The sequence below is a fragment of the Pseudalkalibacillus sp. SCS-8 genome (assembly GCF_040126055.1).
GTDB classification, from domain to species: Bacteria; Bacillota; Bacilli; order Bacillales; family Fictibacillaceae; genus Pseudalkalibacillus; species Pseudalkalibacillus nanhaiensis.
This window is the reverse complement of record NZ_CP143541.1, coordinates 2,394,553-2,419,882: the sequence shown is the minus strand read 5'-3', so window position 1 is coordinate 2,419,882 and position 25,330 is coordinate 2,394,553. Positions and strand designations below refer to the sequence as shown.

Annotated in this window: 26 protein-coding genes; 22 read left to right on the top strand and 4 right to left on the bottom strand. The window is 43.5% G+C overall.

What is annotated here, in order from left to right; translation table 11 throughout:
• Positions 1–6: 6 nt before the first annotated feature.
• The 4 genes from V1497_RS12655 to V1497_RS12640 are packed head-to-tail and all read left to right on the top strand — an operon-like array spanning position 7 to position 2,268.
• Positions 7–582, top strand: a complete 576-nt coding sequence (locus V1497_RS12655; RefSeq protein ID WP_349407899.1) for a nicotinate-nucleotide adenylyltransferase — start codon at positions 7–9, stop codon at positions 580–582.
• Complete coding sequence (gene yqeK / locus V1497_RS12650) at positions 575–1,150, top strand: bis(5'-nucleosyl)-tetraphosphatase (symmetrical) YqeK (RefSeq protein ID WP_349407898.1); 576 nt, start codon at positions 575–577, stop codon at positions 1,148–1,150. Before V1497_RS12655 ends, yqeK begins: the two co-directional genes overlap by 8 nt.
• Positions 1,147–1,500 carry a ribosome silencing factor gene (rsfS, locus tag V1497_RS12645; RefSeq protein ID WP_349407897.1) on the top strand — a complete coding sequence of 118 codons (354 nt, stop codon included), beginning with the start codon at positions 1,147–1,149 and terminating at the stop codon, positions 1,498–1,500. The genes yqeK and rsfS overlap by 4 nt, the downstream gene beginning before the upstream one ends.
• Before the next feature lie 12 nt (positions 1,501–1,512).
• Positions 1,513–2,268 (top strand): class I SAM-dependent methyltransferase, encoded by a 756-nt coding sequence (locus V1497_RS12640; protein WP_349407896.1) that lies wholly within the window; start codon positions 1,513–1,515, stop codon positions 2,266–2,268.
• A gap of 93 nt (positions 2,269–2,361) precedes the next feature.
• Here V1497_RS12640 and comER read toward each other — a convergent pair whose 3' ends face one another.
• The gene (gene comER, locus V1497_RS12635; protein ID WP_349407895.1) at positions 2,362–3,189 is read right to left on the bottom strand and encodes a late competence protein ComER; all 828 of its coding nucleotides are present in this window, start codon (positions 3,187–3,189) and stop codon (positions 2,362–2,364) included.
• Positions 3,190–3,459: 270 nt separating this feature from the next.
• Here comER and V1497_RS12630 point away from each other — a divergent pair, with 270 nt between their 5' ends.
• The 3 genes from V1497_RS12630 (at position 3,460) to V1497_RS12620 (ending at position 6,892) form a co-directional block, all read left to right on the top strand.
• Positions 3,460–3,948, top strand: a complete 489-nt coding sequence (locus V1497_RS12630) for a helix-hairpin-helix domain-containing protein (RefSeq protein ID WP_349407894.1) — start codon at positions 3,460–3,462, stop codon at positions 3,946–3,948.
• 62 nt (positions 3,949–4,010) lie between these two features.
• Entirely contained in the window at positions 4,011–4,601 is a 591-nt protein-coding gene (locus V1497_RS12625; protein WP_349407893.1) for a ComE operon protein 2, read from the top strand.
• A gap of 2 nt (positions 4,602–4,603) precedes the next feature.
• Positions 4,604–6,892 carry a DNA internalization-related competence protein ComEC/Rec2 gene (locus V1497_RS12620; protein WP_349407892.1) on the top strand — a complete coding sequence of 763 codons (2,289 nt, stop codon included), beginning with the start codon at positions 4,604–4,606 and terminating at the stop codon, positions 6,890–6,892.
• 96 nt (positions 6,893–6,988) lie between these two features.
• On the opposite strand, the gene V1497_RS12615 is transcribed toward V1497_RS12620, so the two are convergent.
• Positions 6,989–7,123 (bottom strand): YqzM family protein, encoded by a 135-nt coding sequence (locus V1497_RS12615; RefSeq protein ID WP_349407891.1) that lies wholly within the window; start codon positions 7,121–7,123, stop codon positions 6,989–6,991.
• Positions 7,124–7,466: 343 nt separating this feature from the next.
• Here V1497_RS12615 and holA point away from each other — a divergent pair, with 343 nt between their 5' ends.
• Complete coding sequence (gene holA, locus V1497_RS12610; protein WP_349407890.1) at positions 7,467–8,501, top strand: DNA polymerase III subunit delta; 1,035 nt, start codon at positions 7,467–7,469, stop codon at positions 8,499–8,501.
• Positions 8,502–8,867: 366 nt separating this feature from the next.
• Here the strand turns inward: holA and rpsT are convergent, their stop codons facing one another.
• Entirely contained in the window at positions 8,868–9,134 is a 267-nt protein-coding gene (gene rpsT / locus V1497_RS12605; RefSeq protein ID WP_349407889.1) for a 30S ribosomal protein S20, read from the bottom strand.
• Positions 9,135–9,474: 340 nt separating this feature from the next.
• Here rpsT and gpr point away from each other — a divergent pair, with 340 nt between their 5' ends.
• From gpr to deoC, 12 genes are all read left to right on the top strand, one after another.
• Positions 9,475–10,578 (top strand): GPR endopeptidase, encoded by a 1,104-nt coding sequence (gene gpr, locus V1497_RS12600; protein WP_349407888.1) that lies wholly within the window; start codon positions 9,475–9,477, stop codon positions 10,576–10,578.
• 81 nt (positions 10,579–10,659) lie between these two features.
• Entirely contained in the window at positions 10,660–11,013 is a 354-nt protein-coding gene (locus V1497_RS12595; RefSeq protein ID WP_349407887.1) for a DUF3679 domain-containing protein, read from the top strand.
• A 201-nt stretch (positions 11,014–11,214) separates the two neighbouring features.
• Positions 11,215–13,041, top strand: coding sequence for a translation elongation factor 4 (gene lepA / locus V1497_RS12590; protein ID WP_349407886.1), 1,827 nt, complete (start codon positions 11,215–11,217; stop codon positions 13,039–13,041).
• A 124-nt stretch (positions 13,042–13,165) separates the two neighbouring features.
• Positions 13,166–14,308, top strand: coding sequence for a radical SAM family heme chaperone HemW (gene hemW / locus V1497_RS12585; RefSeq protein ID WP_349410817.1), 1,143 nt, complete (start codon positions 13,166–13,168; stop codon positions 14,306–14,308).
• Positions 14,309–14,398: 90 nt separating this feature from the next.
• Positions 14,399–15,433, top strand: a complete 1,035-nt coding sequence (hrcA, locus tag V1497_RS12580; RefSeq protein WP_349407885.1) for a heat-inducible transcriptional repressor HrcA — start codon at positions 14,399–14,401, stop codon at positions 15,431–15,433.
• 103 nt (positions 15,434–15,536) lie between these two features.
• Complete coding sequence (gene grpE / locus V1497_RS12575; protein ID WP_349407884.1) at positions 15,537–16,088, top strand: nucleotide exchange factor GrpE; 552 nt, start codon at positions 15,537–15,539, stop codon at positions 16,086–16,088.
• Positions 16,089–16,128: 40 nt separating this feature from the next.
• Complete coding sequence (dnaK, locus tag V1497_RS12570; RefSeq protein ID WP_349407883.1) at positions 16,129–17,961, top strand: molecular chaperone DnaK; 1,833 nt, start codon at positions 16,129–16,131, stop codon at positions 17,959–17,961.
• A 243-nt stretch (positions 17,962–18,204) separates the two neighbouring features.
• Positions 18,205–19,314, top strand: a complete 1,110-nt coding sequence (gene dnaJ, locus V1497_RS12565) for a molecular chaperone DnaJ (protein WP_349407882.1) — start codon at positions 18,205–18,207, stop codon at positions 19,312–19,314.
• A gap of 39 nt (positions 19,315–19,353) precedes the next feature.
• Positions 19,354–20,310, top strand: coding sequence for a 50S ribosomal protein L11 methyltransferase (prmA, locus tag V1497_RS12560; RefSeq protein WP_349410816.1), 957 nt, complete (start codon positions 19,354–19,356; stop codon positions 20,308–20,310).
• Positions 20,310–21,065 (top strand): 16S rRNA (uracil(1498)-N(3))-methyltransferase, encoded by a 756-nt coding sequence (locus V1497_RS12555; RefSeq protein ID WP_349407881.1) that lies wholly within the window; start codon positions 20,310–20,312, stop codon positions 21,063–21,065. Before prmA ends, V1497_RS12555 begins: the two co-directional genes overlap by 1 nt.
• Positions 21,066–21,071: 6 nt before the next feature.
• On the top strand, positions 21,072–22,424 hold the full coding sequence (mtaB, locus tag V1497_RS12550; RefSeq protein ID WP_349407880.1) for a tRNA (N(6)-L-threonylcarbamoyladenosine(37)-C(2))-methylthiotransferase MtaB: 1,353 nt from the start codon (positions 21,072–21,074) through the stop codon (positions 22,422–22,424).
• Between the two features lie 49 nt (positions 22,425–22,473).
• Entirely contained in the window at positions 22,474–23,139 is a 666-nt protein-coding gene (deoC, locus tag V1497_RS12545; protein ID WP_349407879.1) for a deoxyribose-phosphate aldolase, read from the top strand.
• A 301-nt stretch (positions 23,140–23,440) separates the two neighbouring features.
• Here deoC and V1497_RS12540 read toward each other — a convergent pair whose 3' ends face one another.
• On the bottom strand, positions 23,441–24,373 hold the full coding sequence (locus V1497_RS12540; protein ID WP_349410815.1) for a Na/Pi symporter: 933 nt from the start codon (positions 24,371–24,373) through the stop codon (positions 23,441–23,443).
• Between the two features lie 170 nt (positions 24,374–24,543).
• Here V1497_RS12540 and rpsU point away from each other — a divergent pair, with 170 nt between their 5' ends.
• Both rpsU and V1497_RS12530 read left to right on the top strand, forming a co-directional pair.
• The gene (rpsU, locus tag V1497_RS12535) at positions 24,544–24,720 is read left to right on the top strand and encodes a 30S ribosomal protein S21 (protein WP_221565661.1); all 177 of its coding nucleotides are present in this window, start codon (positions 24,544–24,546) and stop codon (positions 24,718–24,720) included.
• Positions 24,721–24,735: 15 nt separating this feature from the next.
• The gene (locus tag V1497_RS12530; protein WP_349407878.1) at positions 24,736–25,179 is read left to right on the top strand and encodes a GatB/YqeY domain-containing protein; all 444 of its coding nucleotides are present in this window, start codon (positions 24,736–24,738) and stop codon (positions 25,177–25,179) included.
• The last annotated feature ends 151 nt before the right edge of the window (positions 25,180–25,330 follow it).

Genomic DNA, 25,330 nt, shown 5'->3' with positions numbered 1-25,330 from the left:
TTCGTCATGAGTAAGAAGAAGATCGGTATTCTCGGGGGGACATTCGATCCTCCTCATCTTGGTCACTTGATCATTGCAACAGAAGCCCTGGAACAGTGCAGCCTTGACAAAGTGCTATTCATGCCGAGTGCGATCCCCCCACACAAAAATAGAAAGATCTCTTCAGGGAAGCATCGTATCCAAATGGTCCAAAGGATGATCGAAAATCAAGAGAAATTTGAGTTGGAACGGATTGAATTCGATCGCACGGGTCCTTCCTATACAGTCGATACGATCAGCGCGCTTAAGGAACGACATCCTGAGTGGGATTTCTACTTCATCATTGGAGCGGATATGGTTGATTCCCTTCATACGTGGGATCGGATCGAACAATTGCTGGAGATGGTGACCTTCATCGGGGTGAAGCGCCCGGGATATCAATTTGATAGTCCCTTCATGGATTCAATCGTTCAGATTGAAACGCCAATGATTGAACTATCTTCTACACTCTTGCGTGAGCGGTTTGCAAAGAATCGTAACACGAAATATTACGTGACAGAGGAAGTGCAGAAGTACATTGAGGTGAATCGACTTTATGAATAAAGAAGAAGCACTGGAGATCGTTAAAGCACAATTGACGGACCATCGTTATCAGCATACGATCGGTGTCATGGACACTGCCGTAGAACTTGCTGAAAGGTTCGGAGCAGATGTAGAAAAAGCAAGAATGGCAGCCATTTTTCATGATTATGCGAAATTTCGTCCAAAGGATGAGATGAAGGCAGTCATCATTGAACAAAAGCTTGGAGACGAACTTCTTCAGTACGGGTCTGAACTGTGGCATGCTCCTGTCGGGGCATACCTCGTCCAGAAAGAGGTCGGGATTCAGGATGATGAAATCCTTCAAGCCATACGAAGCCATACATCAGGAAGGGTTCAAATGACCACGCTTGAAAAAATCGTCTTTCTGGCCGACTATATTGAACCAGGAAGACACTTCCCAGGGGTTGAAGAAGTTCGTGAAATCGCTCAAGATGACCTTGATGAAGCGGTTAAGCAATCGATTAAAAATACAATCACCTTTTTGATGAAACGGAATCAATTGGTGTACCCGGGAACGCTGCACACATATAATGATATTGTAAGTCAACAAGGAGGAAATCACGGATGACAGCAAATGAATTGGTGAAAGTTTCAGTACAAGCTGCTGATGATAAAAGAGCAGAAGATATTGTCGTACTAGATGTTCAAGGGATCTCTCTGGTAGCGGATTACTTCATGATTTGTCATGGGAACTCTGAGAAGCAGGTAGAAGCCATCGCTCGAGAGTTGAAGGACCGTGCGCAAGAGAGTGGACTTGACATCAAACGCCTTGAGGGATTGGATCAATCCAGATGGGTGTTGATTGACTTAGGTGATGTCTTAGTACACGTCTTCCATAAGGACGACCGCTCTTATTACAATCTGGAGAAATTATGGGGAGATGCCCCGACTTTAAACGTTGCATCAATGCTGGCTTAGTGGAGTGACAACATGAATTATCAACAGTTTGCAGGATTATATGATCGATTGATGGAGGATGCTCCCTACGATATGTGGGTGAGTTTCTTCAGAAATGCCATCGATCGCTATGGAATAAACAATACATTGGACGTGCTTGATGTCGGATGTGGAACAGGTGAAATCTCCGTACGTCTTGGTCTTGAGGGATATCATGTCCAGGGAATCGACCTTTCTGAAGAGATGCTTGCGGTCGCGAGGAAAAAGGCTGAAAATCATGACTTAGAAATCCCGTTTTTCCAACAAGATATGAGGGAGTTGGAGGGGTTTTCAAACTTGGATGCAGCGATCATTTTCTGCGACTCCTTGAACTACCTCCCAACCATAGAAGATGTCAAAGTGACGTTCGAACGTATCGCACACACTTTGAAAGACGATGGACTATTCATGTTTGACGTCCATAGTCTTTATAAAATCGAAGAGGTGTTCGGAAACGAGACGTTTACGTTGAATGAAGAGGAAATCAGTTATATCTGGGAATGCCACCAGGGAGCTAAAGCTGGGAGTATTCACCATGATCTATCCTTTTTCGTGCAGGAGAAGGAATCTGTTTACAACCGATATGATGAATCTCATTATCAAATCACCTATCCAATGGATACATACGTTCATCTGTTGAAGGATGCTGGCTTTGAAGTGTGCTCGATCACTTCTGACTTTTCAGACCGTGAACCAGACGAACAAACAGAACGATTATTCTTCATCGCAAAAAAGATCCAAAAAGGATGAAAGGGACTGCCTTTACGGCAGTCCCTTTCCTTTTGATTTAATTTTGTGTTGGTTGAAGGGAAATGCAGTTGAATGGAGAATAAGAGCTTAATGCTAATACTGTTTAGTGAACTGTCTCTCCACTAATTCACAGTCTTCTTCATACTTTTTATGTGTCCGATCGATGACATGATTGAAAAGAGGACCTAACTCCGCATCGAATACCTTCAACGCCTCTCCTGTAACGCCACCTTTCACGCATACTTTCTTCATCAAAGTCGGTAACGTATAAATTTCCTTTTCAAGCAACTTACCCATGCCGATGATCATCTCGCTGACCAGATAGGTCGCCTGCTCTTTTGAGATCTCTGTTTCCTCCACTGCACTTTCAATATAGGCTTGCAGAAGATAACTGAAGAAAGCTGGACCACAGCTCGAAAGGTCCGAGGCTACCCTTGTTATTGCCTGGTCTATTTCAACTGGTGTTGAAATACATCCCATCAATTGTTCTAAATTCTTCTTTTGATCCTCTGAGCAGCGTTTTCCGTATGTGATTAAAGATGCCCCCGACAAAGCGCGATTCGTGATGCTTGGTATCGCTCTTGCAACCGAACAGGGTGTTAGTTCTTCAAGCTGTTCAACAGATATCGGGCTTGTAATGGAGACCACTAATTTATCATTCGTCAAGTAAGGTGATATGCGTTCAATCAATGCATAATACTCCAGAGGTTTCACACATACAAAAAGAATATCGGCGAATTCCGCAACCTCACTGTTGGATTTACCCACAAGTAGGTCAGGGTATTGAAGTTTTAACGCTTCAGCTTTTTGAGCTGTTCGGTTGATGATCATTAATTCGGACGGCCTTACGGCTAACGAATCGATAAAAGCAGAAATTAATATCGTCCCCATGTTCCCTGTACCTATAATGCCTACTTTCATTTATAACCCTCCTTTTGACCGTCTTCTATCTTCAAATGTATGAACGAATCTAATTAATTATGTATGTGACAAAGGTGTATTGTACCTTTCTCAGGAAGCTTCTGGGTGATTGATCATGAATGGAGCATAAGAAGAAGGGAGGTTTAACGGCTGAAATTAAAGGAATTTTCAAGGTTGGAAGCCGTTCTGGCACTGATTATCATCATTTTGATTCTCATAGTTGTGTGGCAGACATGGAAGGAAAGCGAGCAGCAGGAGGACCCTTTCCAAATGATGAACCAAATGAACGTCATGGAAGAAGAAGAGGAACCACCTGCTGCTCACCAAAAAGAGGAAAATGTCATCCTTGTTGATTTGAAAGGTGCGGTGGTGAAACCAGGTGTATATCAGATGAAGCCCGGTCAACGGATCAATGATCTGATCATGCTCGCAGGTGGTTTTCAGAACGATGCGGATGCTGACAGGGTGAATTTGGCAGAAGTCCTTCAAGATGAAGCGGTTGTATTTGTACCTAGAAAAGGTGAGGAGTCTCCTGTATTCGAACTTCAAAAAAAGGATTCTGGAAAAGTAGATATCAACAAAGCTGATCAACAGGAGCTGGAGACGATTCCTGGAATCGGTCCATCGAAAGCGGCAGCTATATTGAATTACAGGGAGGAAAATGGCCTGTTTTCCAAGGTGGAAGATTTGACGAAGGTCGCAGGGATCGGAGAAAAGACGTTGGAGAGAATCAAGGAATCGATAATGGTGTCCAATTGACATTGCGAAGTTTCTGAAGTATCGATAAACTTAAAGGAACAATGGGAAGGGGATGATAAGGTTTGAGTCGTATATCCTGGAATCAATATTTCATGGCCCAAAGTTCTTTACTTGCGTTACGAAGCACGTGCGAAAGGCTCTCAGTTGGAGCTACAATTGTACGGGATAAACGAATTATTGCAGGAGGCTATAATGGATCGATATCAGGCGGGGTCCATTGTCGAGATGAAGGATGCTATGTCATTGATGGACATTGTGTGAGGACGATCCACGCAGAAATGAATGCACTCCTTCAATGTGCGAAGTTCGGAGTACCGACTTCAGGTGCTGAAATATATGTCACACACTTTCCATGTCTTCAGTGTTGCAAAGCCATTATTCAGAGTGGAATCAAGAAGGTGTATTATGCAGAAGATTATCGGAACCACCCTTATGCCATTGAACTCTTCCAACAATCAGGTGTAGAAACAGAGCTTGTTCCGCTTGAAAAGCAATATGATTTGACCTCACAATCCTCACACAGGAAGATGGCGTTCACTGAAGAGCTTTTATCAGAATTGATGAAAAGTGATGCTGACACGGAAACCGTTGAACACTTGAAGGAGAAGTTCAAAGCTTTGTATGAGAACGACAAACCGACCATGATTACATGAGAATGCAGCTACATATGATTGTAATGGCAGCCATCTTCGGTATACTGACTACCTATGACCGTTGGTGGCTTTTCTTATTCCTCCTATTATTTCTCGTAATCCGTAAGCACGCCTTCCTAACTCTCTCCTCGATTCCAATTCTGCTAATTTTTATCGTTTTTTCCTTTTATACAACGTGGTATGAAGACCTTCATGCAACGAGGCTGAACAGTGAATGGACCGATTTTACCGGCCTAATATCTTCGAATCCCCTTATTGATGGCAATAAGCTCTCCTTTCGCTACACCCTTCCTCATAACGAGCAGATCCTCGTTCAATATACAATCCCGTCAATCGAAGAACAGAAAAAGGTGAAAATGCTTGCGTATGGGGATCGTTGTTCTTTATCAGGACGATTGCAAAAGCCCTCTGTAAATCGAAATCCCTATGCATTCAATTACCGATCCTATTTGAAACGGACCTTTAACATCCATTGGCTGCTGAAACTTGATCATATCGATATGCGGGACTGCCATACTACTGATGGACCCATCATCCGACTTCATGAATATCGAAAGGAAAGGATCGAATCAATACAGCGTGATTATCCGGAAACACTCAGTGGTCTTATGAACACATTAGTGTTTGGTGAACGATCTGGATTAAGTGAATCGCTCCTTGAACAATATCAGAAATTAGGCCTGATCCATCTCCTCGCTGTCTCTGGCCTTCATGTGGGTACAATGCTCGGACTTATGTATGTTGTGTTCATTCGTTGCGGCGTTATAAAGGAAGCAGCCATCATATCCATTCTTTGTACCATACCACTGCTGATCTTGCTTACAGGAGGAGCACCGTCTGTCATCCGAGCTGGATTGATGGCTGGAACCGCTTGTGTTGGGTTGCTATTGCGGTTGAAGATGAGAATGATTGACCAGATGTCACTTGTCGCTTTAGTCATGTTACTGATCAAGCCCACCTACATCTTTCATATTGGATTTCAGCTTTCGTTTTTGATTACAGCTTCACTCCTATTGTCCAATACATACATTCTAAAAAGATTATCACCGTTCAAGCAGTTGTTAAGCAGTTCATTCATCGCGACCCTTGTCTCCTTACCGATCGTGCTCTGGCATTTCTTTGAGGTTTCGATTTGGACTTTGCCTTTGAATATCATCTATATCCCGATCATGACGCTCATCCTGCTGCCTGCCGTCTTCTTAACGTACCTCTTGTATACGTTTTTTCCTTTTCCTGTTTGGAGAATTTCAAGCTATGTTGTGGAGAAGATCTTCGGAGTGATCCATAGCTTGATGGACTGGTTTGAGGCACTCCCCCTCGGGACGGTGACAACAGGAAAACTCCCCAGTATCGTAGCGATTCTCCTTACCTTATCCATCCTGGTATGGCTCTTCATTTGGGAAAATCGAAGAACAGCAAAATCTTTTATCCAAGGGAGCTTCATATGCTTCCTTACATTTGTGATCATCTTTACTCTTCCTAAGCTTGATCGGAATGCTTATGTGACTGTGCTTGATGTCGGGCAAGGAGATGCCATTGTTTTGGAAGCCCCGTTCCGACAGGCTGTGTATGTCATTGATACAGGTGGAAGGCTTCAATTTCAGCAGGAAGACTGGATGGAGCGGAGCAGCACGTTCGATACAGGTAAAGATATCGTTGCCACTTATTTAAAAGCGAGAGGCATCCGGAAAATAGATGCCTTGATCTTGACCCATCCCGATTATGACCATATCGGAGGAACCGCCGGACTGATTGAAAATGTTGAAGTCCTTCGGATTATTACGGGTGTATGGGATGAAACGTCATCCATGCGTAAATTGAAACATCATCAAGTTCCTTTGTTAGCTATAAAAGAAGACTTGGAATGGCCGGTAAATGGAGGACACATCCGTCTGTTGGGTAAGGATCAGGAATATCCCGACCGTAACAATCGGTCCTTGATCATTCATGCAAATTTTTACGGACAGAGATTTTTATTTACAGGAGACATTGAAAGTGAGCGGGAAATCAATCTTATCGAACAATATCCTTTTTTGAAGGCGGAGTTTCTTAAGGTTGCTCATCATGGCAGTCAGACATCCACCACGGAGGAATTTTTGGATTATGTTGATCCGAAAGTCGCCATCATCTCCGCTGGTGAAAAAAATCGCTACGGTCATCCTGACGCTGATGTATTATCGAGACTTGCAGAAAAAGGGGTGAAGGTGCTACAAACTGGGAAATCTGGTGGAATTAAGATCACCATCCACCCTGAAAAGGTACATGTAGAAAAAACGATGCAAAGTGAATGAGAGGGGAACGTGAAAAAGCGGAGGCAATTGGCCTCCGCTTTTTCAACTCCGTATATGTACCCGTATGGGTTGATTCATACGTAAGACAATCTTGCCCTATAGAGCGACTGCCTTAATGATCACACCGATAAAGAAAATGATTGTAAAGAACAAAAACGAAAATACGAAACCAAGACCGGATTCAATTGCATCGTTGGACTTCGCCTGAACATCCTTTTCAAATTCATTCATTTCCGCAACCCTCCTGTTTCAACTCAAGTATACGGTATTCGCTGAAAAAAATCCATATTTGTATTTTTTACGATTACGTGAAACTTATGCTTGCTTGTCTTTTCCATATTACCTAAAAAGTAGCCCATATTGCTAAGAGTTGACACCTATAGTTTCACATTGCATAGGATAACATAACAATAAGCTTACGGGGAAGAGTGTTATCGTTGACAGTGTTGTTTCCCGGGTCTTCACTGTCAGCGTTCATATAAATGGAGGGTTAACTTTTATAGTTGAGCCTCCTTTTACCCTGTACCTTGGCAAACTTATCATATATGCTTAGGATATTAGTGAGGTGATGAGTTTGTCGATTAATGAATTGACCAAGAAGTTGAAGAATGAAGCTTATTCTTCGCTTTATTTATTATATGGAAAAGAAAAATACATATTAGAGTACTCTCAGAAGCTGATTGTACAAGCTGTTCTTGACGAAGGGTCGGCAGATTTCAACTTGTCTTCATACGATATGGAGGAACAGCCGATCGAAGCTGCCATTGAAGATGCTGAAACACTTCCTTTTATGGGGGATCATCGAGTGGTGATCATTCAGAATCCATATTTCCTTACAGGCGCAAAAGTGAAGCAAAAGGTTGAACACGACCTGAAAAAACTTGAGCAATACCTTCAGAATCCATCTGAACAAGCGATTGTTATCTTCATTGCTCCTTATGAAAAATTGGATGAACGGAAAAAAATCGTCAAGGCGCTTAAAAAGCAAGGAGAAGTCATCCAAGCTGAAAAAATGAATGTTCAGCTCCAAAAAGAATGGATTAATCATGCGTCAAAAGAAGCAAACGTCAAAATGACGGATGAAGCGGTCGAACGTTTGATTGAACTCCAAGGTGAAAACCTCGGACTGCTTATTGGAGAAGTGAACAAAATGGCGCTTTACGTTGGTGAGGGCGGTGTTATAGAACCGTCAATCGTTGATGAATTGATTTCCCGATCGCTGGAAAGCAATGTATTTACAATGGTAGAACATGTTGCCAATCGACGTATTGATGCGGCGCTCCGCATTTGTTATGACCTCTTGAAACAGAATGAAGAGTCGATCAAGCTTATGGCACTGCTAGCCCGGCAGTTCCGGATCATCCTCCAAGTCAAACAGTTGAAAGCTCAAGGTTTCACTGAGAAAAAAATGGCTTCCATCCTATCTCTGCATCCTTACGCCGTAAAAATAGCCAGCAGACAAAGCAGAGCTTTTTCAGAAGAAGAACTGAAAGATCTGTTAATTCGTGCAGCAGATGCGGATTTCGAAATGAAGACAGGCCAACGGGATAAACAACTCTCCCTCGAGCTGTTCATGACAGGGATCCACAAGGCGAAACAAACGAATTAATTTCACATTAAAAGAGCTTGAGATCAATGAGGTGATCTCAAGCTCTTTTTTCATTTTTTCAAAAGGGAAGTCATTCATGGTTAGCGCCATAGCGTTAGGCACTACATTTTGCGTTTTTCTCGATTTCGGGGATACATCACACGTTCATGCGTCCTCCATTTTGCGTTTTTCTTGATTTCGGGGACGCATAACGCCTTCATGCGTCCCCCATTTTGCGTTTTTCTCGATTTCGGGGACGCATAACACGTTCATGCGTCCCCCATTTTGCGTTTTTCTCAATTTCAGGGACGCATGGAAACGCCCTGTAACTTTCTCTAGAAAATAAAAAACGACCTTAGATTAGGTCGTTTATTTCAATACAATTCATTAAGCGCTAAGGTTGTTAAGCTGCTTTGCAAGACTTGATTTCTTTCTCGCTACAGCATTTTTGTGAAGAATTCCTTTACCTGCTGCCTTGTCTAGCTTTTTGGTTGCAACCAAGAAAGCATCTTTAGCACCTTCAACATCGTTGTTTGCCACTTTTGTTTCGAAGTTCTTGACGGCAGTACGCATTGCTGATTTATAAGATGCATTTACAGCACGACGCTTATCGTTTGTTTTTACACGTTTAATAGCGGATTTAATGTTTGCCAATTCCGTTCACCTCCTTGAATGCAACCGAAATTGCGATAAATACAACACAAAGTATTCTATCAAACGGTACGTATAATTGCAATCTCTTTTCAATAGGCATTGTGAAGTTTTGTTATTGATTTTCTCTTAAGGTTGCTCGCTTTCCGCGGGCGATCCGCAAGCCTCCTCGATCGCGTTGCTCACTGTGGGGTCTTGCCTGGCTCGCTTTTCCCGCAGGAGTCTCGCACCTTGCGCTACAATCAATAACAAAACACGCATTTTATAGCAACAAGAATGAAATACGAAAAAGGCGGTCATCCTAAATCATAATGCGATAAAGAACCCGAGGTGAGAACCGATTATGGATAAGGAACTGGAACTGTATAATGTCAGAACAGATTTAGCGATTGAAGCGAATGAAGTCATTACGAAAGAACAAGAAGAAAAATCGAAACAGACGATTGATGGTGTCATTGTCAAAGAACGAGAAATGGATGGAATCAAACTGACCCGGGTGGAAATTGAAGAAGCCGGAGTAGAAGCGACAGGAAAGAAGCCTGGTGTCTATCTGACCATGGAAATGCAAGGGATCCGGAATCAGGATACTGCTCTCCAGCAGCGTGTCCAGGATGTCTTTTCTCATGAAGTTCACAACTTTCTGGTAGAACTCAATATTCCAAAAGACGCAACTTGCCTGGTCGTCGGACTAGGGAATATCAATGTGACACCAGATGCATTAGGACCACTGACGACAGAAAACCTCATGGTTACGAGACATCTCTTTGAAGTGGCACCAGAGAACGTGGAAGAAGGATTCCGACCTGTGAGTGCGATTTCACCTGGTGTAATGGGTACGACTGGAATAGAAACGAGCGATATCATCGTCGGGGTCATTGAAAAGTCCAAACCCGATTTCGTCATTGCGGTGGACTCATTAGCATCTAGAGCAGTACAACGTGTGAACACGACGATCCAAATATCCGATACGGGGATCCATCCGGGATCTGGTGTCGGGAACAAACGGAAGGAATTGAGCAAAGAAACGCTCGGAATTCCTGTTATTGCAATCGGTGTTCCTACTGTCGTGGATGCCGTTACCATTACAAGTGATACGATCGATTACATTTTGAAGCATTTCGGTCGGGAGATGCGTGAGAAGGATGACCCATCCAAAGCGTTGACTCCTGCAGGAATGACTTTCGGAGAACGAAGGGAACTGTCAGATGAAGATTTACCGGATGAGGAGAACAGACAAGCCTATCTGGGGTTGATCGGGACGTTGGGCGATCAACAGAAACGACAGCTGATTAAAGAAGTATTGGCACCACTCGGACATAACTTGATGGTGACGCCGAAAGAGGTCGATGTGTTCATCGAGGATATGGCGAATGTCATTGCCGGGGGATTGAATGCTGCCTTGCACGGTCAAATTGACCAAAAAAACAGCGGTTCTTACACACATTAGGTTCTAAGGTCGTTTTCACAGTCATAGGCTTGTACCAAAACCTAAACGGTCGAAACGGATGAAGATGTTGGAGGGATATAGATGATTCGGTTCTTGTTGAAGAGTATGGTGCTGATTTCTGTCCTCCTTGTCGGTATCGTAATCGGGATGCAGCAAGTCGGAAGTCAGATGGATAAGATGAAGGGTGTGGAGAGCAGCCGCGCCCTGGAATGGAAGATCAATGATGAAGGGGCAGTTGAAGCGGAAGTATTCGGAAAGCAGATTACAAGCCATGATATAAAAGAAAAACAACAACAGCTTGAAGAAGTCGAAGCCTTCAATCTCTTTTCCAAACTAGGTGCAATGATCTCATCATTGATCAGCGATGTCCTCACCTTCATCATGACGATGGTTGGAACGATTGTGTCTGAAATCCTTTACTTCTTATTCTCATAATGCACGGTTATGAATTGGTTCGATCATTCAAGGTCGGATCAATTCTTTTTTCTATGTGCAATCAGCTTCCTGAAAAATTGGTCCGTATCACGCTCTAGTCGAGAATCAAGCACATAACCACTATAGAAAGAATTGAATAAAGTGTGTGCTATTGCTATAATCAATGCTAGCTTAGTTGTACGACCTTTAGGAGTGAAGAGAATGAGCAAAAATGATAAGTTGGAACGTCAAAAAAGAATCCGGAACTTTTCGATCATCGCCCATATTGACCATGGGAAATCGACTTTAGCAGACCGGATTTTGGAAATGACGAGTGCTCTTACAAAAAGAGAAATGAAAGAGCAAATGCTGGATGCCATGGACCTTGAGCGTGAACGTGGTATTACGATAAAACTGAATGCTGTTCAATTGATGTATAAAGCGAAAGATGGGGAAGAATACATCTTCCACTTGATTGATACACCGGGACACGTCGACTTCTCTTATGAAGTTTCCCGAAGTCTGGCTGCCTGTGAGGGTGCCTTATTGATTGTAGACGCAGCGCAAGGGATTGAGGCGCAAACGCTTGCGAATGTTTATCTTGCATTGGAAAACGATCTTGAAATCATTCCAGTCATTAATAAGATCGATCTGCCAAGTGCCGAACCGGAACGGGTACGAAAAGAAATTGAAGATGTAATCGGTCTTGATGCTTCCGATGCCGTCCTCGCTTCTGCCAAGAGCGGCATTGGAATTGAAGATATCCTTGAACAGGTCGTTGAAAAAGTACCTGCTCCTCAAGGGGATCCTGAAGCTCCATTGAAAGCATTGATTTTCGACTCCCTTTACGACAGCTATCGAGGTGTCGTCGCTTACATCCAGATTAAAGAAGGTACGGTCAAAGTCGGAGATAAGATCAAAATGATGGCGACTGGAAAAGAATTCGAAGTCAATGAGATTGGCGTATTCACACCAAAGCCGGTCATGAAAGATGAACTGACAGTTGGTGACGTAGGCTTCCTAACGGCTTCCATCAAGAACGTAGGTGATTCCCGCGTTGGTGATACGATCACTCATGCGAAAAGGGGAGCGGATACACCACTTCCTGGTTATCGTCGTATGAACCCTATGGTTTTCTGTGGTTTGTATCCAGTCGATTCAAACAACTATAACGATTTGCGTGAAGCGTTGGAACGTCTTGAGCTGAATGATTCATCGTTACAATATGAGCCTGAAACGTCCCAGGCGTTAGGCTTCGGATTCCGTTGCGGCTTCCTTGGTCTTTTGCACATGGAAATCATCCAGGAACGTATCGAGCGTGAATTCGGTATCGATTTGATCACGACAGCACCAAGCGTTATCTACAATGTCCATTTGACGAATGGCGAAAAGCTTGTCGTCGATAACCCGTCCAACATGCCAGACCCGCAAACGGTCGATCACGTAGAAGAACCATACGTGAAGGCTTCCATCATGACGCCGAACGACTACGTAGGTCCAGTCATGGAGATCTGTCAGAAGAAACGTGGGAACTTCATTACGATGGAATACTTGGATGATATCCGAGTCAATGTCATTTACGAAATTCCGTTATCTGAGATCGTTTATGATTTCTTCGATCAATTGAAATCAAGTACGAAGGGTTATGCATCTCTTGATTATGAGCTGATTGGATACCGTACATCCAAGCTCGTCAAGATGGATATCCTCTTGAATGGTGAGAAGATCGACGCACTATCGGTTATCGTCCACCGTGATTTTGCATATGACCGCGGAAAAGCAGTCGTTGAAAAGCTACGTGAATTGATACCGCGTCATCAATTCGAAATTCCGGTCCAAGCTGCGATTGGCCAAAAAATCGTAGCAAGAACGAATATCCGGGCGTTACGTAAAAATGTACTTGCTAAATGTTATGGAGGAGACATCTCTCGTAAGCGTAAGCTCCTCGAAAAACAAAAAGAAGGTAAGAAACGAATGAAGACCGTCGGAAATGTTGAAGTACCACAAGAAGCATTCATGTCTGTACTCCGTATGGATTCTGACGACTAAATACAAACTGGTTAAGACTGGCGATTAGGATACACAAGCCAGTCTTCTTTTTACGATGTAAAACCTTTATTTTAAGGGTTTTGGAAAAGTGCAATTCAATTATCTGATTGAAAGTGTGATTGATATGGTTAAAGCCGCTTATGTTCATATCCCGTTTTGTGAACAGATCTGTCATTATTGTGATTTTAATAAATTTCTCTTGGAAGGTCAGCCAGTCGATGATTATTTGGATGCGATGGACCTGGAAATGAAAAGGCTCGTCCGTACAACCGATCAAGAACCGATTGAAACGATTTATATTGGCGGGGGGACACCTACTGCACTAAGTGAGGATCAGTTAAAAAAGATGCTCGAGAGTGTGAAGACGAACCTGCAGCCGATTCATTCTGACGTTGAATTTACGGTAGAGGCCAATCCATCTGTGACGGACCGGAATAAACTGGACATCTTGAAGGAAGCAGGCGTAAACCGATTAAGCATAGGTGTACAAGCCTTTCAAGATACGCTGTTATCCACGCTCAACCGAAACCACCGTCAGGACGACGTATGGAAGATGATTGCTGAGGCACAAGCCGTCGGATTCGAAAACATCTCCATCGACTTGATGTTCGGGCTTCCTGGCCAAACATTGGAGATGTTCAAGCAGTCCGTACAACACGCGATCGATCTGGACGTTCCTCATATCTCTGCCTACTCGCTTCAAGTGGAGAAGCAGACCGTTTTTTATATCAGGGATCGAAAAGGTCAATTGACACTGCCTGGGGAAGAGCAGGAATCGGAAATGTTTACGTATTTGATCGAGACATTGAAGCAGAACGGCTTTAACCAATATGAAATCAGTAATTTCGGTAAGCCTGGTTACGAAAGCCGTCATAACCTCGTGTACTGGAAAAATGAAGAGTACTATGGCATCGGCGCCGGAGCACATGGGTATATTGAAAATAAGCGGTATGAAAATATAAAACCATTACCGCATTATATCCGTAAAATCGAAGAAGGGGAGTTGCCCCAACGGGCTGTCAATGAACTGACTGTGAATGAGCAAATGGAAGAAGAGGTATTTCTCGGCCTTCGTAAAAGGTCTGGAGTAGATAAGGCGTTGTTCCATCAGAAATTCAAGGTCGAAATGGACGAGGTTTTCGGCGCCCAAATTGATAAACTCGTATCGAAAGGGTTGCTGATCAGTACCCCGAAAAACTTACGGTTAACGGATAAAGGTGTGTTTCTCGGCAACGAAGTATTCCAGGAGTTCATCGGTGTGATTTAAACATTGACAAACTAAATTCCGATTTGGTAATTTATAAAGTAGAATTAGCACTCGAACAGACAGAGTGCTAACAAAGGGGGATGAGAATTGATGTTAACAGATCGTCAGCTGTTAATTCTCCAGATTCTTATAGACGAGTATATTCAAAATGCAGAGCCCCTGGGATCTCGTAGTATTTCGAAAAGACAGGACATCACGTACAGTTCCGCAACGATTCGTAATGAACTTGCAGACTTGGAGGATATGGGATTCATTGAAAAGACCCATAGCTCTTCAGGGCGGATACCATCTGAGAAAGGCTATCGCTTTTACGTAGATAACCTGCTTTCTCCTGTCCAATTGAAACAGCATGATATGGCGAGGATTCACTCCCTATTTCATGAAAAAATGTATGAGCTGGAACTCTTGATCGAGCATTCAGCGACCTTACTCTCTGAAATTACAAATTACACATCCATTATCTTGGGACCTGAAGTCTATGAGACGAAGCTGAAGCATCTTCAAATTGTTCCGATTTCTAAAGGAACTGCAATTTTCGTCTTGATTACCGATACAGGCCATGTCGAGAAATATACGGTCGACTTGCCGGAGGAAATGGATTCTGCGGATATTGAACGCACAGTGAATATCTTGAATGAACGTTTGAAGGGTGTTCCTTTTTCACATCTGAAATTGAGGCTTCAATCAGAAGTTGAAGGCCTGTTGAGGACTCATACGGAAAATTATAAGCAGACACTTGATTTCTTGGACCAGTTGTTTCAAACTGAGAAATCGGACAAAGTCTATTATGGAGGTAAAACCAACATATTGAACCAACCTGAATTCCAGGATGTCAATAAGGTGAAAGACCTTTATAATGCGATTGAAAAGCAGGACCTTGTCCAGCAGCTTCTTCATCAGGATGGTACTTCTGGTATCAAGGTGAAAATTGGAGCTGAAAACACGATCCAGGAGATGAAGAACTGCAGTCTGATTTCCGCAAGTTATTCCATAGGTGGACAGCACATGGGAACACTCGCGATCCTTGGTCCTACAAGGATGGAATATCCACGTGTGATCGGTCTTCTCGACTTACTATCAAAAGATTTGACGAAGGTCCTGACACAGCGGTATTATTCAAACTGATAATGGAAATACATTTAGAGTGGGAGATCACCTCTCCCTTCTTTTCATGTCCAGATAAAATGTTTCACAAATAAAGCTTTATTAGGTCAGGGAGGTGAATGAAGTGGAAGAGAATAAGCAACAACAAGAAGAAACAGTTGAGGAGAAATCTGAAACAGTTGAGGAGCAGGTGGAAGAAACATCTGAGTCAACTGAGACTGAAGAAATGGACCGAGTGACTGAGCTTGAACAGGAACTCGATGAAATAAAAAACCGTCTGATTCGTACTCAGGCTGATTATGACAATTTCCGTCGCCGTACGCGCGAGGAAAAAGAAGCTGCTGCGAAATACCGTGCTCAAGGAATTGTTGAAGGATTGCTTCCTGTAATTGATAACTTTGAGCGTGCTCTTCAAACGAACAGCAGTGAACAGACTGATTCGTTTCTTCAAGGGATGAAAATGGTTTACAATCAACTGATTGAAGCCCTGAAAAACGAAGGTGTTGAAGAGATTGAAGCGGAAGGAGCTACATTCGATCCGCATCAACATCAAGCTGTCATGCAAGTACAAGAAGACGATTATGAAGACAATACAGTCGTTGAAGTCTTGCAAAAAGGCTACTTGCTGAAAGACCGTGTCATCCGGCCAGCAATGGTCAAGGTGAACTCGAAATAAAAAGTCATTGGACTACATATTTAAATAGGAGGTATATGTCATGAGCAAAGTAATTGGTATTGACTTAGGTACAACAAACTCTTGTGTAGCAGTTATGGAAGGCGGAGAGGCAACTGTTATCCCGAATCCGGAAGGGAACCGTACAACGCCATCCGTCGTCGCTTTCAAAGACGGTGAGCGTCAAGTTGGTGAAGTAGCAAAGCGCCAAGCTGTTACAAACAAGAACACGATCATTTCCATCAAGCGTCATATGGGAACAGATTATAAAGTAGAAGCAGAAGGTAAAGAGTACACACCTCAAGAAGTTTCTGCGATCATCCTTCAAAAATTAAAGTCTGACGCTGAAGCTTACTTAGGTGAAAAAGTAACGAAAGCTGTAATTACAGTTCCGGCATACTTCAACGACTCTCAGCGTCAAGCGACAAAAGACGCAGGTAAGATTGCGGGTCTTGAAGTTGAACGTATCGTCAACGAGCCGACTGCAGCTGCACTTGCATACGGCCTTGAAAAAGAAGAAGATCAAACCATCCTTGTCTATGACCTAGGTGGAGGTACATTTGACGTATCCATCCTTGAGCTTGGCGATGGCTTCTTCGAAGTTAAAGCGACTTCTGGAGATAACGAACTAGGTGGAGATGACTTCGACCAAAAAATCATCGACTACCTTGTAAGTGAATTCAAAAAAGAGAACGGCATCGACCTTTCTCAAGATAAAATGGCATTGCAACGTTTGAAAGACGCTGCTGAAAAAGCGAAGAAGGATCTTTCTGGCGTTACACAAACTCAAATTTCCTTGCCGTTTATCACAGCTGATTCTTCTGGTCCTAAGCACCTTGAACTTACATTGACTCGTGCGAAGTTTGAAGAAATGACAGCTGATCTTGTTGAACGTACAATGGGACCAACTCGTCAAGCACTTAAAGATGCTGGTCTTACTCCTTCAGATGTTGATAAGATCGTCCTTGTCGGTGGATCTACTCGTATTCCAGCCGTACAAGAAGCGATCAAAAAAGTTACTGGTAAAGACCCACACAAAGGCGTAAACCCTGATGAAGTCGTTGCTCTTGGTGCAGCGGTTCAAGCTGGTGTCTTGACTGGTGATGTGAAAGACGTCGTTCTTCTCGACGTAACACCACTATCTCTAGGTATCGAGACGATGGGTGGCGTATTCACGAAGCTGATTGAGCGTAATACGACGATTCCGACAAGTAAGTCACAAGTATTCTCGACTGCTGCGGATAACCAACCATCTGTTGACATCCACGTGCTCCAAGGTGAGCGTGAAATGGCAGCAGACAACAAGACACTTGGTCGTTTCCAATTGACTGACATCCCGCCAGCACCACGTGGTGTACCACAAATCGAAGTAACATTCGATATTGATGCGAACGGTATCGTTAACGTTAAAGCGAAAGACCTAGGAACAAACAAAGAACAATCCATCACGATCACATCTTCTTCCGGTCTTTCCGAAGACGAAATCGAAAAGATGGTTAAAGATGCAGAAGAAAATGCTGAAGCAGACAAGAAGCGTCGTGAAGAAGTAGACCTTCGCAACGAAGCGGACCAACTCGTCTTCACTACAGAAAAAACGTTGAAGGACCTCGAAGGTAACGTAGACGAAGCAGAAGTGACGAAAGCGAACGAGGCAAAAGACAAAGTGAAGTCTGCATTGGAAGGCGAAGATCTTGAAGCGATCCGCACTGCGAAAGATGAGCTTCAACAGGTTGTACAAGAGCTTTCTACGAAGCTTTATGAGCAAGCGGCACAAGCACAGCAAGCTCAACAACAGGGCGGAGAAGAACAAAAATCAGACGATGATGTCGTAGATGCTGAATACGAAGAAATGAACGACGATAACGAAAAGAAGTAATCGTGAATGATAGGGAAAAGTCAAAGTCAGTCTTCTAGGCTTTGACTTTTTTCCGCTAATGAAGAATATGAAATTTGTAACGCACAGAGTGAATTTCATAACATGAAGCTTAAAATTCGGAAAGCTTGGCGATGCCAAGTTTTCCGTATGTTATGGAATTGTAAAAAACTGTGCAGCCTGTTGCGGATTCATAGAATATAGTGATATGATAATCGTTATGTAAAAGAACCGGGAGTGAGTGTCTTGAGTAAGCGAGATTATTATGAAGTCTTAGGCGTCGATAAGAACGCTTCGACAGATGAGGTTAAAAAAGCTTATCGAAAACTCGCGAGAAAATATCATCCGGACGTTAATAAAGAAGCGGATGCAGAAGAAAAATTTAAAGAAGTAAAAGAAGCTTACGATGTGTTAAGTGATCCTCAGAAGAAGACACACTATGATCAGTTTGGCCATTCGGATCCAAATCAAGGATTCGGTGCAGGTGGAGCTGACTTCGGAGGCTTTGGAGATATCTTTGACATGTTCTTCGGTGGCGGCGGTCGTCGTAACCCGAATGCACCTCGCCAAGGAGCGGATCTTCAATATACGATGACGTTGAAGTTTGAAGAAGCGGTGTTCGGAAAAGAAACCGATATTCAAATTCCACGTGAAGAAGAATGTGAGACTTGTTTTGGATCTGGTGCTAAACCAGGTACGAAACCTGAAACCTGCTCGCATTGTGGTGGAAGCGGACAATTGAATGTCGAACAGAATACACCGTTCGGACGCGTCGTGAACCGTCGTGTGTGTCATCACTGTAATGGAACAGGGAAATTCATCAAGGACAAATGCAACACTTGTCACGGAAAAGGAAAAGTACGTAAACAGAAGAAAATCCATGTCAAGATTCCTGCTGGAATTGATCATGGTCAACAGATCCGTGTCGCTGGAAAAGGTGAAGCTGGTGAAAACGGAGGTCCTCCAGGGGATCTTTATGTTGTCGTGCGTGTAACGCCACACGAGTTTTATAAACGTGAAGGTGATGACATTCACGTCGACATGCCGCTTACATTTACTCAAGTCTCTCTTGGAGATGAGATTGAGGTCCCTACGCTGCACGGAAATGTGAAACTGAAAATTCCTGCCGGCACACAATCCGGTAAGGTATTCCGTTTACGCGGAAAAGGTGTACAGAATGTCCGCGGATATGGTCAAGGTGACCAACACGTAAGAATAAAAGTCGTCACACCGCAGAATTTGAGCGAGCGTCAGAAGGCGTTGTTGCGAGAATTTGCTGAGTTGAGCGGCGAATCCGTTGATGAACAACATGGAAATCTGTTCAGTAAAGTGAAAAGAGCTTTTAAAGGTGAATAAGGCTTTGCAATGAAAAAGGAAAGGTAGATGGTAGATCTCATGAAGTGGTCTGAAATCAGTATTCTAACAACACAGGAAGCAATTGAACCGATTTCGAATATATTGCATGAATCCGGAGCGAGCGGTGTCGTTATCGAAGATCCACAGGACCTTGTGAAAGTATGGGATACTTCTATGGGTGAGATCTACCAACTGAATCCAGATGATTACCCTGACGAGGGGGTCATCGTAAAGGCTTATTTGCCGGTTAACAGCTTTTTAGGTGAAACGGTCGAGGAAATTAAAGAAGCGATCAATGGTCTCTTATTGCATGATATCGACCTCGGACATAACCGGATCACCATCAGTGAGGTTCATGAAGAAGAGTGGGCCACAGCATGGAAGAAGTACTATAAACCGGTCAAAATATCTGAACGGATCACCATCATCCCCACATGGGAAGAGTATGAGAAAGTCAGTACAGATGAATTGATCATTGAACTCGATCCAGGTATGGCGTTCGGAACCGGCACACACCCTACGACAGTGATGTGCATACAAGCACTTGAAAAGACACTGGAGCCAGATGATGAAGTCATCGATGTAGGAACAGGATCCGGTGTACTCAGTATTGCTGCTGCAAAGCTCGGTGCAACAAAAGTGACAGCGCTTGATCTCGATGAAATCGCTGTAAAAAGCGCACGATTGAATATCAAGCTGAACAAATGCCATGAGCAGGTAACGGTCCGGCAAAACAATCTCTTGGACCAAATGGATGGACAAGTAGATGTCATCGTCGCAAATATCCTGGCTGAAATCATCATGCGTTTTGATGACCAGGCCTTCCAGCTTCTAAAGCCGGGAGGGAAGTTCATCGTTTCGGGAATTATCAGCAGCAAGAAAGAAGAAGTGAAACGATCCCTTATTCAAAATGGGTTCCAGGTTGTAGAAACGCTACTTATGGAAGATTGGGTTGCCTTTATCGCTAAAAGGCCGGATGAACAGGTGAACAACTGATGCAACGTTATTTTGTTACACCTGATCAAATGACAGATTCGACTGTAAGGATTACAGGAGATGACGTGAAACATATTTCAAAAGTGATGAGAATGTCACCTGGAGACCAAGTGATTTGCAGTGATAATCAAGATCGGGTGGCCGTTTGTGAAATTGAGGAGCTGAACGATTCATCTGTCGAGCTCACCATAGTCGAATGGAGCGAGTTTGAGACGGAACTGCCAATTCCTGTAACGATTGCACAAGGGCTACCCAAGCATGATAAACTAGAGATGATTGTCCAAAAAGGAACGGAGTTAGGCGCATCAAAATTTCTCCCTTTCCAAGCATCCAGGTCGATCGTCAAATGGGACGATAAAAAGTCCAGAAAGAAAACAGAGCGACTTTTGAAGATCATCAAGGAAGCTGCGGAGCAATCCCATCGTAACCGGATGCCGGATTGCGAAGAACCGGTTTCCTTTAAACAGTTGCTTTCTGTTAGTGAGGAATATTCGATAAAAGTCGTCGCTTACGAAGAGGAAGCCAAACAAGACGAAAGATCCAATTTGGCGAAATTACTTACAAAGATAGATCCATCGGTGGACCGGATGCTGGTCGTCATCGGGCCTGAGGGTGGCCTGACTGATGAAGAGGTGGAAAGGCTTCAAGAAGCCGGCTTCGTCACTTGTGGATTTGGACCACGGATTCTCCGTACTGAAACGGCACCATTTTATATCTTATCTGCTGTTTCTTATCAACTAGAATTATTGAGGTGACCAATTATGCCTGCTGTAGCGTTTCATACATTAGGATGTAAAGTGAACCATTATGAAACTGAAGCGATCTGGCAATTGTTCCAGGATAAAGGATACGAACGAACAGATTTTGAAAAACGAGCGGATGTTTATGTCATTAATACGTGCACAGTAACAAACACGGGCGATAAGAAAAGTCGTCAGGTCATCCGTCGAGCCATCCGTCAGAATCCGGATGCTGTCATATGCGTGACGGGTTGTTATGCGCAGACATCCCCGGCTGAAGTGATGGCGATTCCTGGTGTAGATGTCGTCGTCGGCACCCAGGATCGTGTAAAGATGCTTGATTACATCGAGCAGTACAAAAGGGAAAGACAGCCGATCAATGGCGTCGGTAATATCATGAAGGCTCGTGTTTATGAAGAGCTGGAAGTACCTGCGTTCACGGACCGCACTCGTGCATCATTGAAAATACAGGAAGGATGCAATAATTTCTGCACGTTCTGTATTATCCCATGGGCAAGAGGACTTTTACGTTCCAGGAAGCCTGAGGCTGTCATTGAACAGGCTCAACAGCTTGTGAATGCAGGCTATCAGGAGATTGTCCTCACAGGGATCCATACTGCAGGATATGGTGAGGATATGAAGGATTATAACTTTGCCCAATTGCTTTCTGATCTGGATGAACAAGTGAAAGGACTTAAGCGTCTTCGAATTTCATCGATTGAAGCAAGTCAGGTGACCGATGAGGTGATCGACGTGCTTGATCGCTCTGATAAAGTTGTTCCACATCTCCACATACCGCTTCAATCCGGATCGAATACTGTTTTGAAACGTATGAGAAGGAAGTATAGTATGGAGATGTTCGCAGAACGATTGACAAGGCTGAAAAAGGCTTTGCCTGGTTTAGCGATCACATCTGATGTCATCGTCGGCTTCCCAGGCGAGACAGAAGAAGAATTCATGGAAACGTATAATTTCATCAAAGAGCATAAGTTTTCTGAGCTTCATGTTTTCCCATTCAGTAAACGGACGGGTACACCGGCTGCGAACATGGACAACCAAGTTCCTGAAGATGTGAAGAACGAGCGTGTCCATCGTTTGATTGAGCTTTCCAACCAATTGGCCAAAGAGTATGCTTCTGAGTATGAAGGAGAAGTCCTTGAAATCATCCCAGAGGAATTCGATAAAGACCATCCTGAAGGAAACAGGCTTATCGGGTATACAGCCAACTACATGAAGGTTCGAATTGAAGGGACAGAAGACTTGATTGGTAAACTCGTTCGAGTAAAGATCACGAAAGCGGGATACCCTGTTAACGAAGGACAATTCGTTCGTGTAATGGATGTAGACCAAGCGGAAACCTCCGCTACAGCATAATTCATACATCTTAGAAAATAACCATAACAACAAAAGAGGAGATGCTAAAATGAACATCGCAAAAATGATTGATCACACAGCTTTAAAGCCAGATATGAACAAAGAGGACATCGTCAAACTATGTGAAGAAGCGAAAGAATACAACTTCATGTCAGTATGTGTAAACCCGACGTGGGTTCCATTGTCCTATGAATTGTTGAAAGACACGGATGTGAAGGTATGTACGGTAATCGGCTTCCCATTGGGCGCTTCTACACCAGAAACAAAAGCATTCGAAACGAAGAATGCTATTGAGAACGGTGCAACAGAAGTGGACATGGTCATCAACATCGGCGCTCTGAAGAGCAAAGACTATGACCTCGTCGAAAAAGACATCAAAGCGGTTGTAGATGCAGCAAAAGGCAAAGCTCTTACAAAAGTAATCATCGAAACTTGCCTTCTTACTGACGAAGAAAAGAAGCAAGCTTGTGAGCTTTCCGTAAAAGCTGGAGCAGACTTCGTAAAAACGTCAACTGGATTCTCTACAGGTGGAGCGACTGTTGAAGACGTAGCATTGATGCGTAAGGTTGTAGGACCTGAAATCGGCGTAAAAGCAAGTGGAGGCGTACGTGGCCCAGAATCTGCTCAAGCAATGATTGATGCTGGCGCAACTCGTATCGGAGCAAGCTCTGGAATCTCAATCGTGAAAGGCGAAACGTCAAACGCTGATTATTAATTGATTATAAAATGACCACGACAAGGTGTCGTGGTCATTTTTTCTTTTAAGCCCTCTTTCTGTCCTCCATATTTGGATTCCGCTGTTTTCGCGGATAGAAAAGCCCTCTTTCTGTCCTCCATATTTGGATTCCGTTGTTTTCGCGGATAGAAAAGCCCTCTTTCTGTCCTCCATATTTGGATTCCGTTGTTTTCGCGGATAGAAAAGCCCTCTTTCTGTCCTCCATATTTGGATTCCGTTGTTTTTACGGATAGAAAGCCACCAACGGTCCTCTCCATATCACAAGAGGATTTCAAAGAACTTATGAAACGACTCTGTACCCATGAACCCGAGCGATCCAGGAGGCTAACATACCTGCGAATGGGAGCAGGAGCAAGGACGAAATCACGTTAAACAGGACACTTGCGTGAGCAATCTGAACATCTGGGAGTTGGGTCAGCAGCATGACGATTTCCGAAAAACCACTTAAAAACGGCAAGAATAAAACCACCCCGATAATGTTGATCCAAACGTGAGCGAAGGCGACAAGCTTCGCTTCCTTCGATGTACCAATACAAGCGATCAATGCGGTCACACACGTTCCTACATTCGCTCCGAGTAAGATTGCAATCCCTGAAGTCAAGGTCAGGATATTCTCGTTCATCAGCGGCATGATGATCGCCGTCGTTGCCGTACTTGACTGGATGACGGCTGTCATTGTTGTCCCTAAGCCTAAACTTAACCAAAGATGTTCATCTGTGATATTGAGAAAATTTTTCACAGACTTTAAATCAGTAATGGGATCGGATAACGTTTCGAAGCCGTTCATGGCAACGAACATACATCCTAAACCGAATAACGTCGAACCGAGGCAGAATGTCCATGTTTTCGGTAAAAGTATGAGAACGACACCAATGATAAGGAATGGCAGGATCAGCTGACTGATTTCTAGGGTGATGATTTCTGTCGTCACTGTCGTTCCGATATTTGCACCTAAAATAATGCCGATGGATTGTCTGAAGCTCATGATCCCCACAGCAACCAGACCAATTACGATGACCATGACGGCGGAGCTGCTCTGCATGATCGCCGTTATAAGTATTCCTGCAAGGAAACTCTTCCAGGTTGTATTCGTATATTTCAATAGCCAGGTTTGCAATTTTTGTTTTGAAGCGGCACTTAATCCTATGCGCATGACCGTCATTCCGAACAAGAAAATCGTCAGGAATACGGCGAATAGAGAAAAGATTTGCATCACCGTCACCACCACCTATGTCCATTTTATGGACGAGATGTTTAGGACATGACGAAATAATTCCTTGAATAAAGTTGACGAAAAAAAGAGGCATATATTATAATGTTTTAAGATATGGTTTTAGCTCCTTTTCTATATTTTTTGGAAGGAGCTTGGAGGGAGGGAAATATATGTCCATTAGAACTAGTGTTCGTAAGAACGAATCTATAGAAGATGCACTTCGTCGTTTCAAGCGCAACGTTTCTAAAGAAGGAACATTGGCAGAGGTACGTAAGCGTAAGCATTACGAAAAGCCAAGCGTTAAGCGTAAGAAGAAGTCTGAAGCTGCTCGTAAGCGTAAGTACTAAGAGAGGGTGTTCTAATTGAGTCTTCTTGACCGTTTGAATGAAGATATGAAGCAAGCGATGAGAAACAAAGACAAACAACGATTGACGGTCATTCGTATGGTGAAGGCCTCTCTTCAGAACGAGTCGATCAAGTTAGGACACGAATTGAACGAAGAAGAGGAATTGACGGTTCTTTCACGTGAAGTTAAACAGCGGAAAGACTCCCTCCAGGAATTCGAGAAAGCTGGTCGTGATGATCTAGTCGAAAACTTACGTCAAGAGATTGAAATACTTCAAGAGTATCTCCCTGAACAGTTATCTGAGGAAGAAGTCGACCAAATTGTTAAGGAAACCATCCAACAAGTTGGCGCAACTTCCAAACAAGATATGGGGAAAGTGATGGGAGCCATCATGCCTAAAGTAAAAGGTAAAGCTGATGGTGGTCTCGTGAACCGTTTAGTTCAACAGAACTTATCGTAACTACTCAAATGAAACGCCTTGCAAGCTGCAAGGCGTTTTTTTAATGCGATTGATGTTTCAGGTGTATTAAGAGAGGTGCCCACTCTACATTTAGGATACAGATTGCCTGTGAAAGCTCCAGTGGAAAAAAACAAGGATGTTTTCACATTAA

Excerpts from the sequence above, each read along its gene's own strand:
- V1497_RS12655 (WP_349407899.1), top strand. The coding sequence starts at position 7 with ATGAGTAAGAAGAAGATCGGTATTCTCGGGGGGACATTCGATCCTCCT.
- yqeK (WP_349407898.1), top strand. The coding sequence starts at position 575 with ATGAATAAAGAAGAAGCACTGGAGATCGTTAAAGCACAATTGACGGAC.
- rsfS (WP_349407897.1), top strand. The coding sequence starts at position 1,147 with ATGACAGCAAATGAATTGGTGAAAGTTTCAGTACAAGCTGCTGATGAT.
- V1497_RS12640 (WP_349407896.1), top strand. The coding sequence starts at position 1,513 with ATGAATTATCAACAGTTTGCAGGATTATATGATCGATTGATGGAGGAT.
- comER (WP_349407895.1), bottom strand. The coding sequence starts at position 3,189 with ATGAAAGTAGGCATTATAGGTACAGGGAACATGGGGACGATATTAATT.
- V1497_RS12630 (WP_349407894.1), top strand. The coding sequence starts at position 3,460 with ATGATGAACCAAATGAACGTCATGGAAGAAGAAGAGGAACCACCTGCT.
- V1497_RS12620 (WP_349407892.1), top strand. The coding sequence starts at position 4,604 with ATGCAGCTACATATGATTGTAATGGCAGCCATCTTCGGTATACTGACT.
- V1497_RS12615 (WP_349407891.1), bottom strand. The coding sequence starts at position 7,123 with ATGAATGAATTTGAAAAGGATGTTCAGGCGAAGTCCAACGATGCAATT.
- gpr (WP_349407888.1), top strand. The coding sequence starts at position 9,475 with ATGGATAAGGAACTGGAACTGTATAATGTCAGAACAGATTTAGCGATT.
- V1497_RS12595 (WP_349407887.1), top strand. The coding sequence starts at position 10,660 with ATGATTCGGTTCTTGTTGAAGAGTATGGTGCTGATTTCTGTCCTCCTT.
- lepA (WP_349407886.1), top strand. The coding sequence starts at position 11,215 with ATGAGCAAAAATGATAAGTTGGAACGTCAAAAAAGAATCCGGAACTTT.
- hemW (WP_349410817.1), top strand. The coding sequence starts at position 13,166 with ATGGTTAAAGCCGCTTATGTTCATATCCCGTTTTGTGAACAGATCTGT.
- hrcA (WP_349407885.1), top strand. The coding sequence starts at position 14,399 with ATGTTAACAGATCGTCAGCTGTTAATTCTCCAGATTCTTATAGACGAG.
- dnaK (WP_349407883.1), top strand. The coding sequence starts at position 16,129 with ATGAGCAAAGTAATTGGTATTGACTTAGGTACAACAAACTCTTGTGTA.
- prmA (WP_349410816.1), top strand. The coding sequence starts at position 19,354 with ATGAAGTGGTCTGAAATCAGTATTCTAACAACACAGGAAGCAATTGAA.
- V1497_RS12555 (WP_349407881.1), top strand. The coding sequence starts at position 20,310 with ATGCAACGTTATTTTGTTACACCTGATCAAATGACAGATTCGACTGTA.
- mtaB (WP_349407880.1), top strand. The coding sequence starts at position 21,072 with ATGCCTGCTGTAGCGTTTCATACATTAGGATGTAAAGTGAACCATTAT.
- deoC (WP_349407879.1), top strand. The coding sequence starts at position 22,474 with ATGAACATCGCAAAAATGATTGATCACACAGCTTTAAAGCCAGATATG.
- V1497_RS12540 (WP_349410815.1), bottom strand. The coding sequence starts at position 24,373 with ATGCAAATCTTTTCTCTATTCGCCGTATTCCTGACGATTTTCTTGTTC.
- rpsU (WP_221565661.1), top strand. The coding sequence starts at position 24,544 with ATGTCCATTAGAACTAGTGTTCGTAAGAACGAATCTATAGAAGATGCA.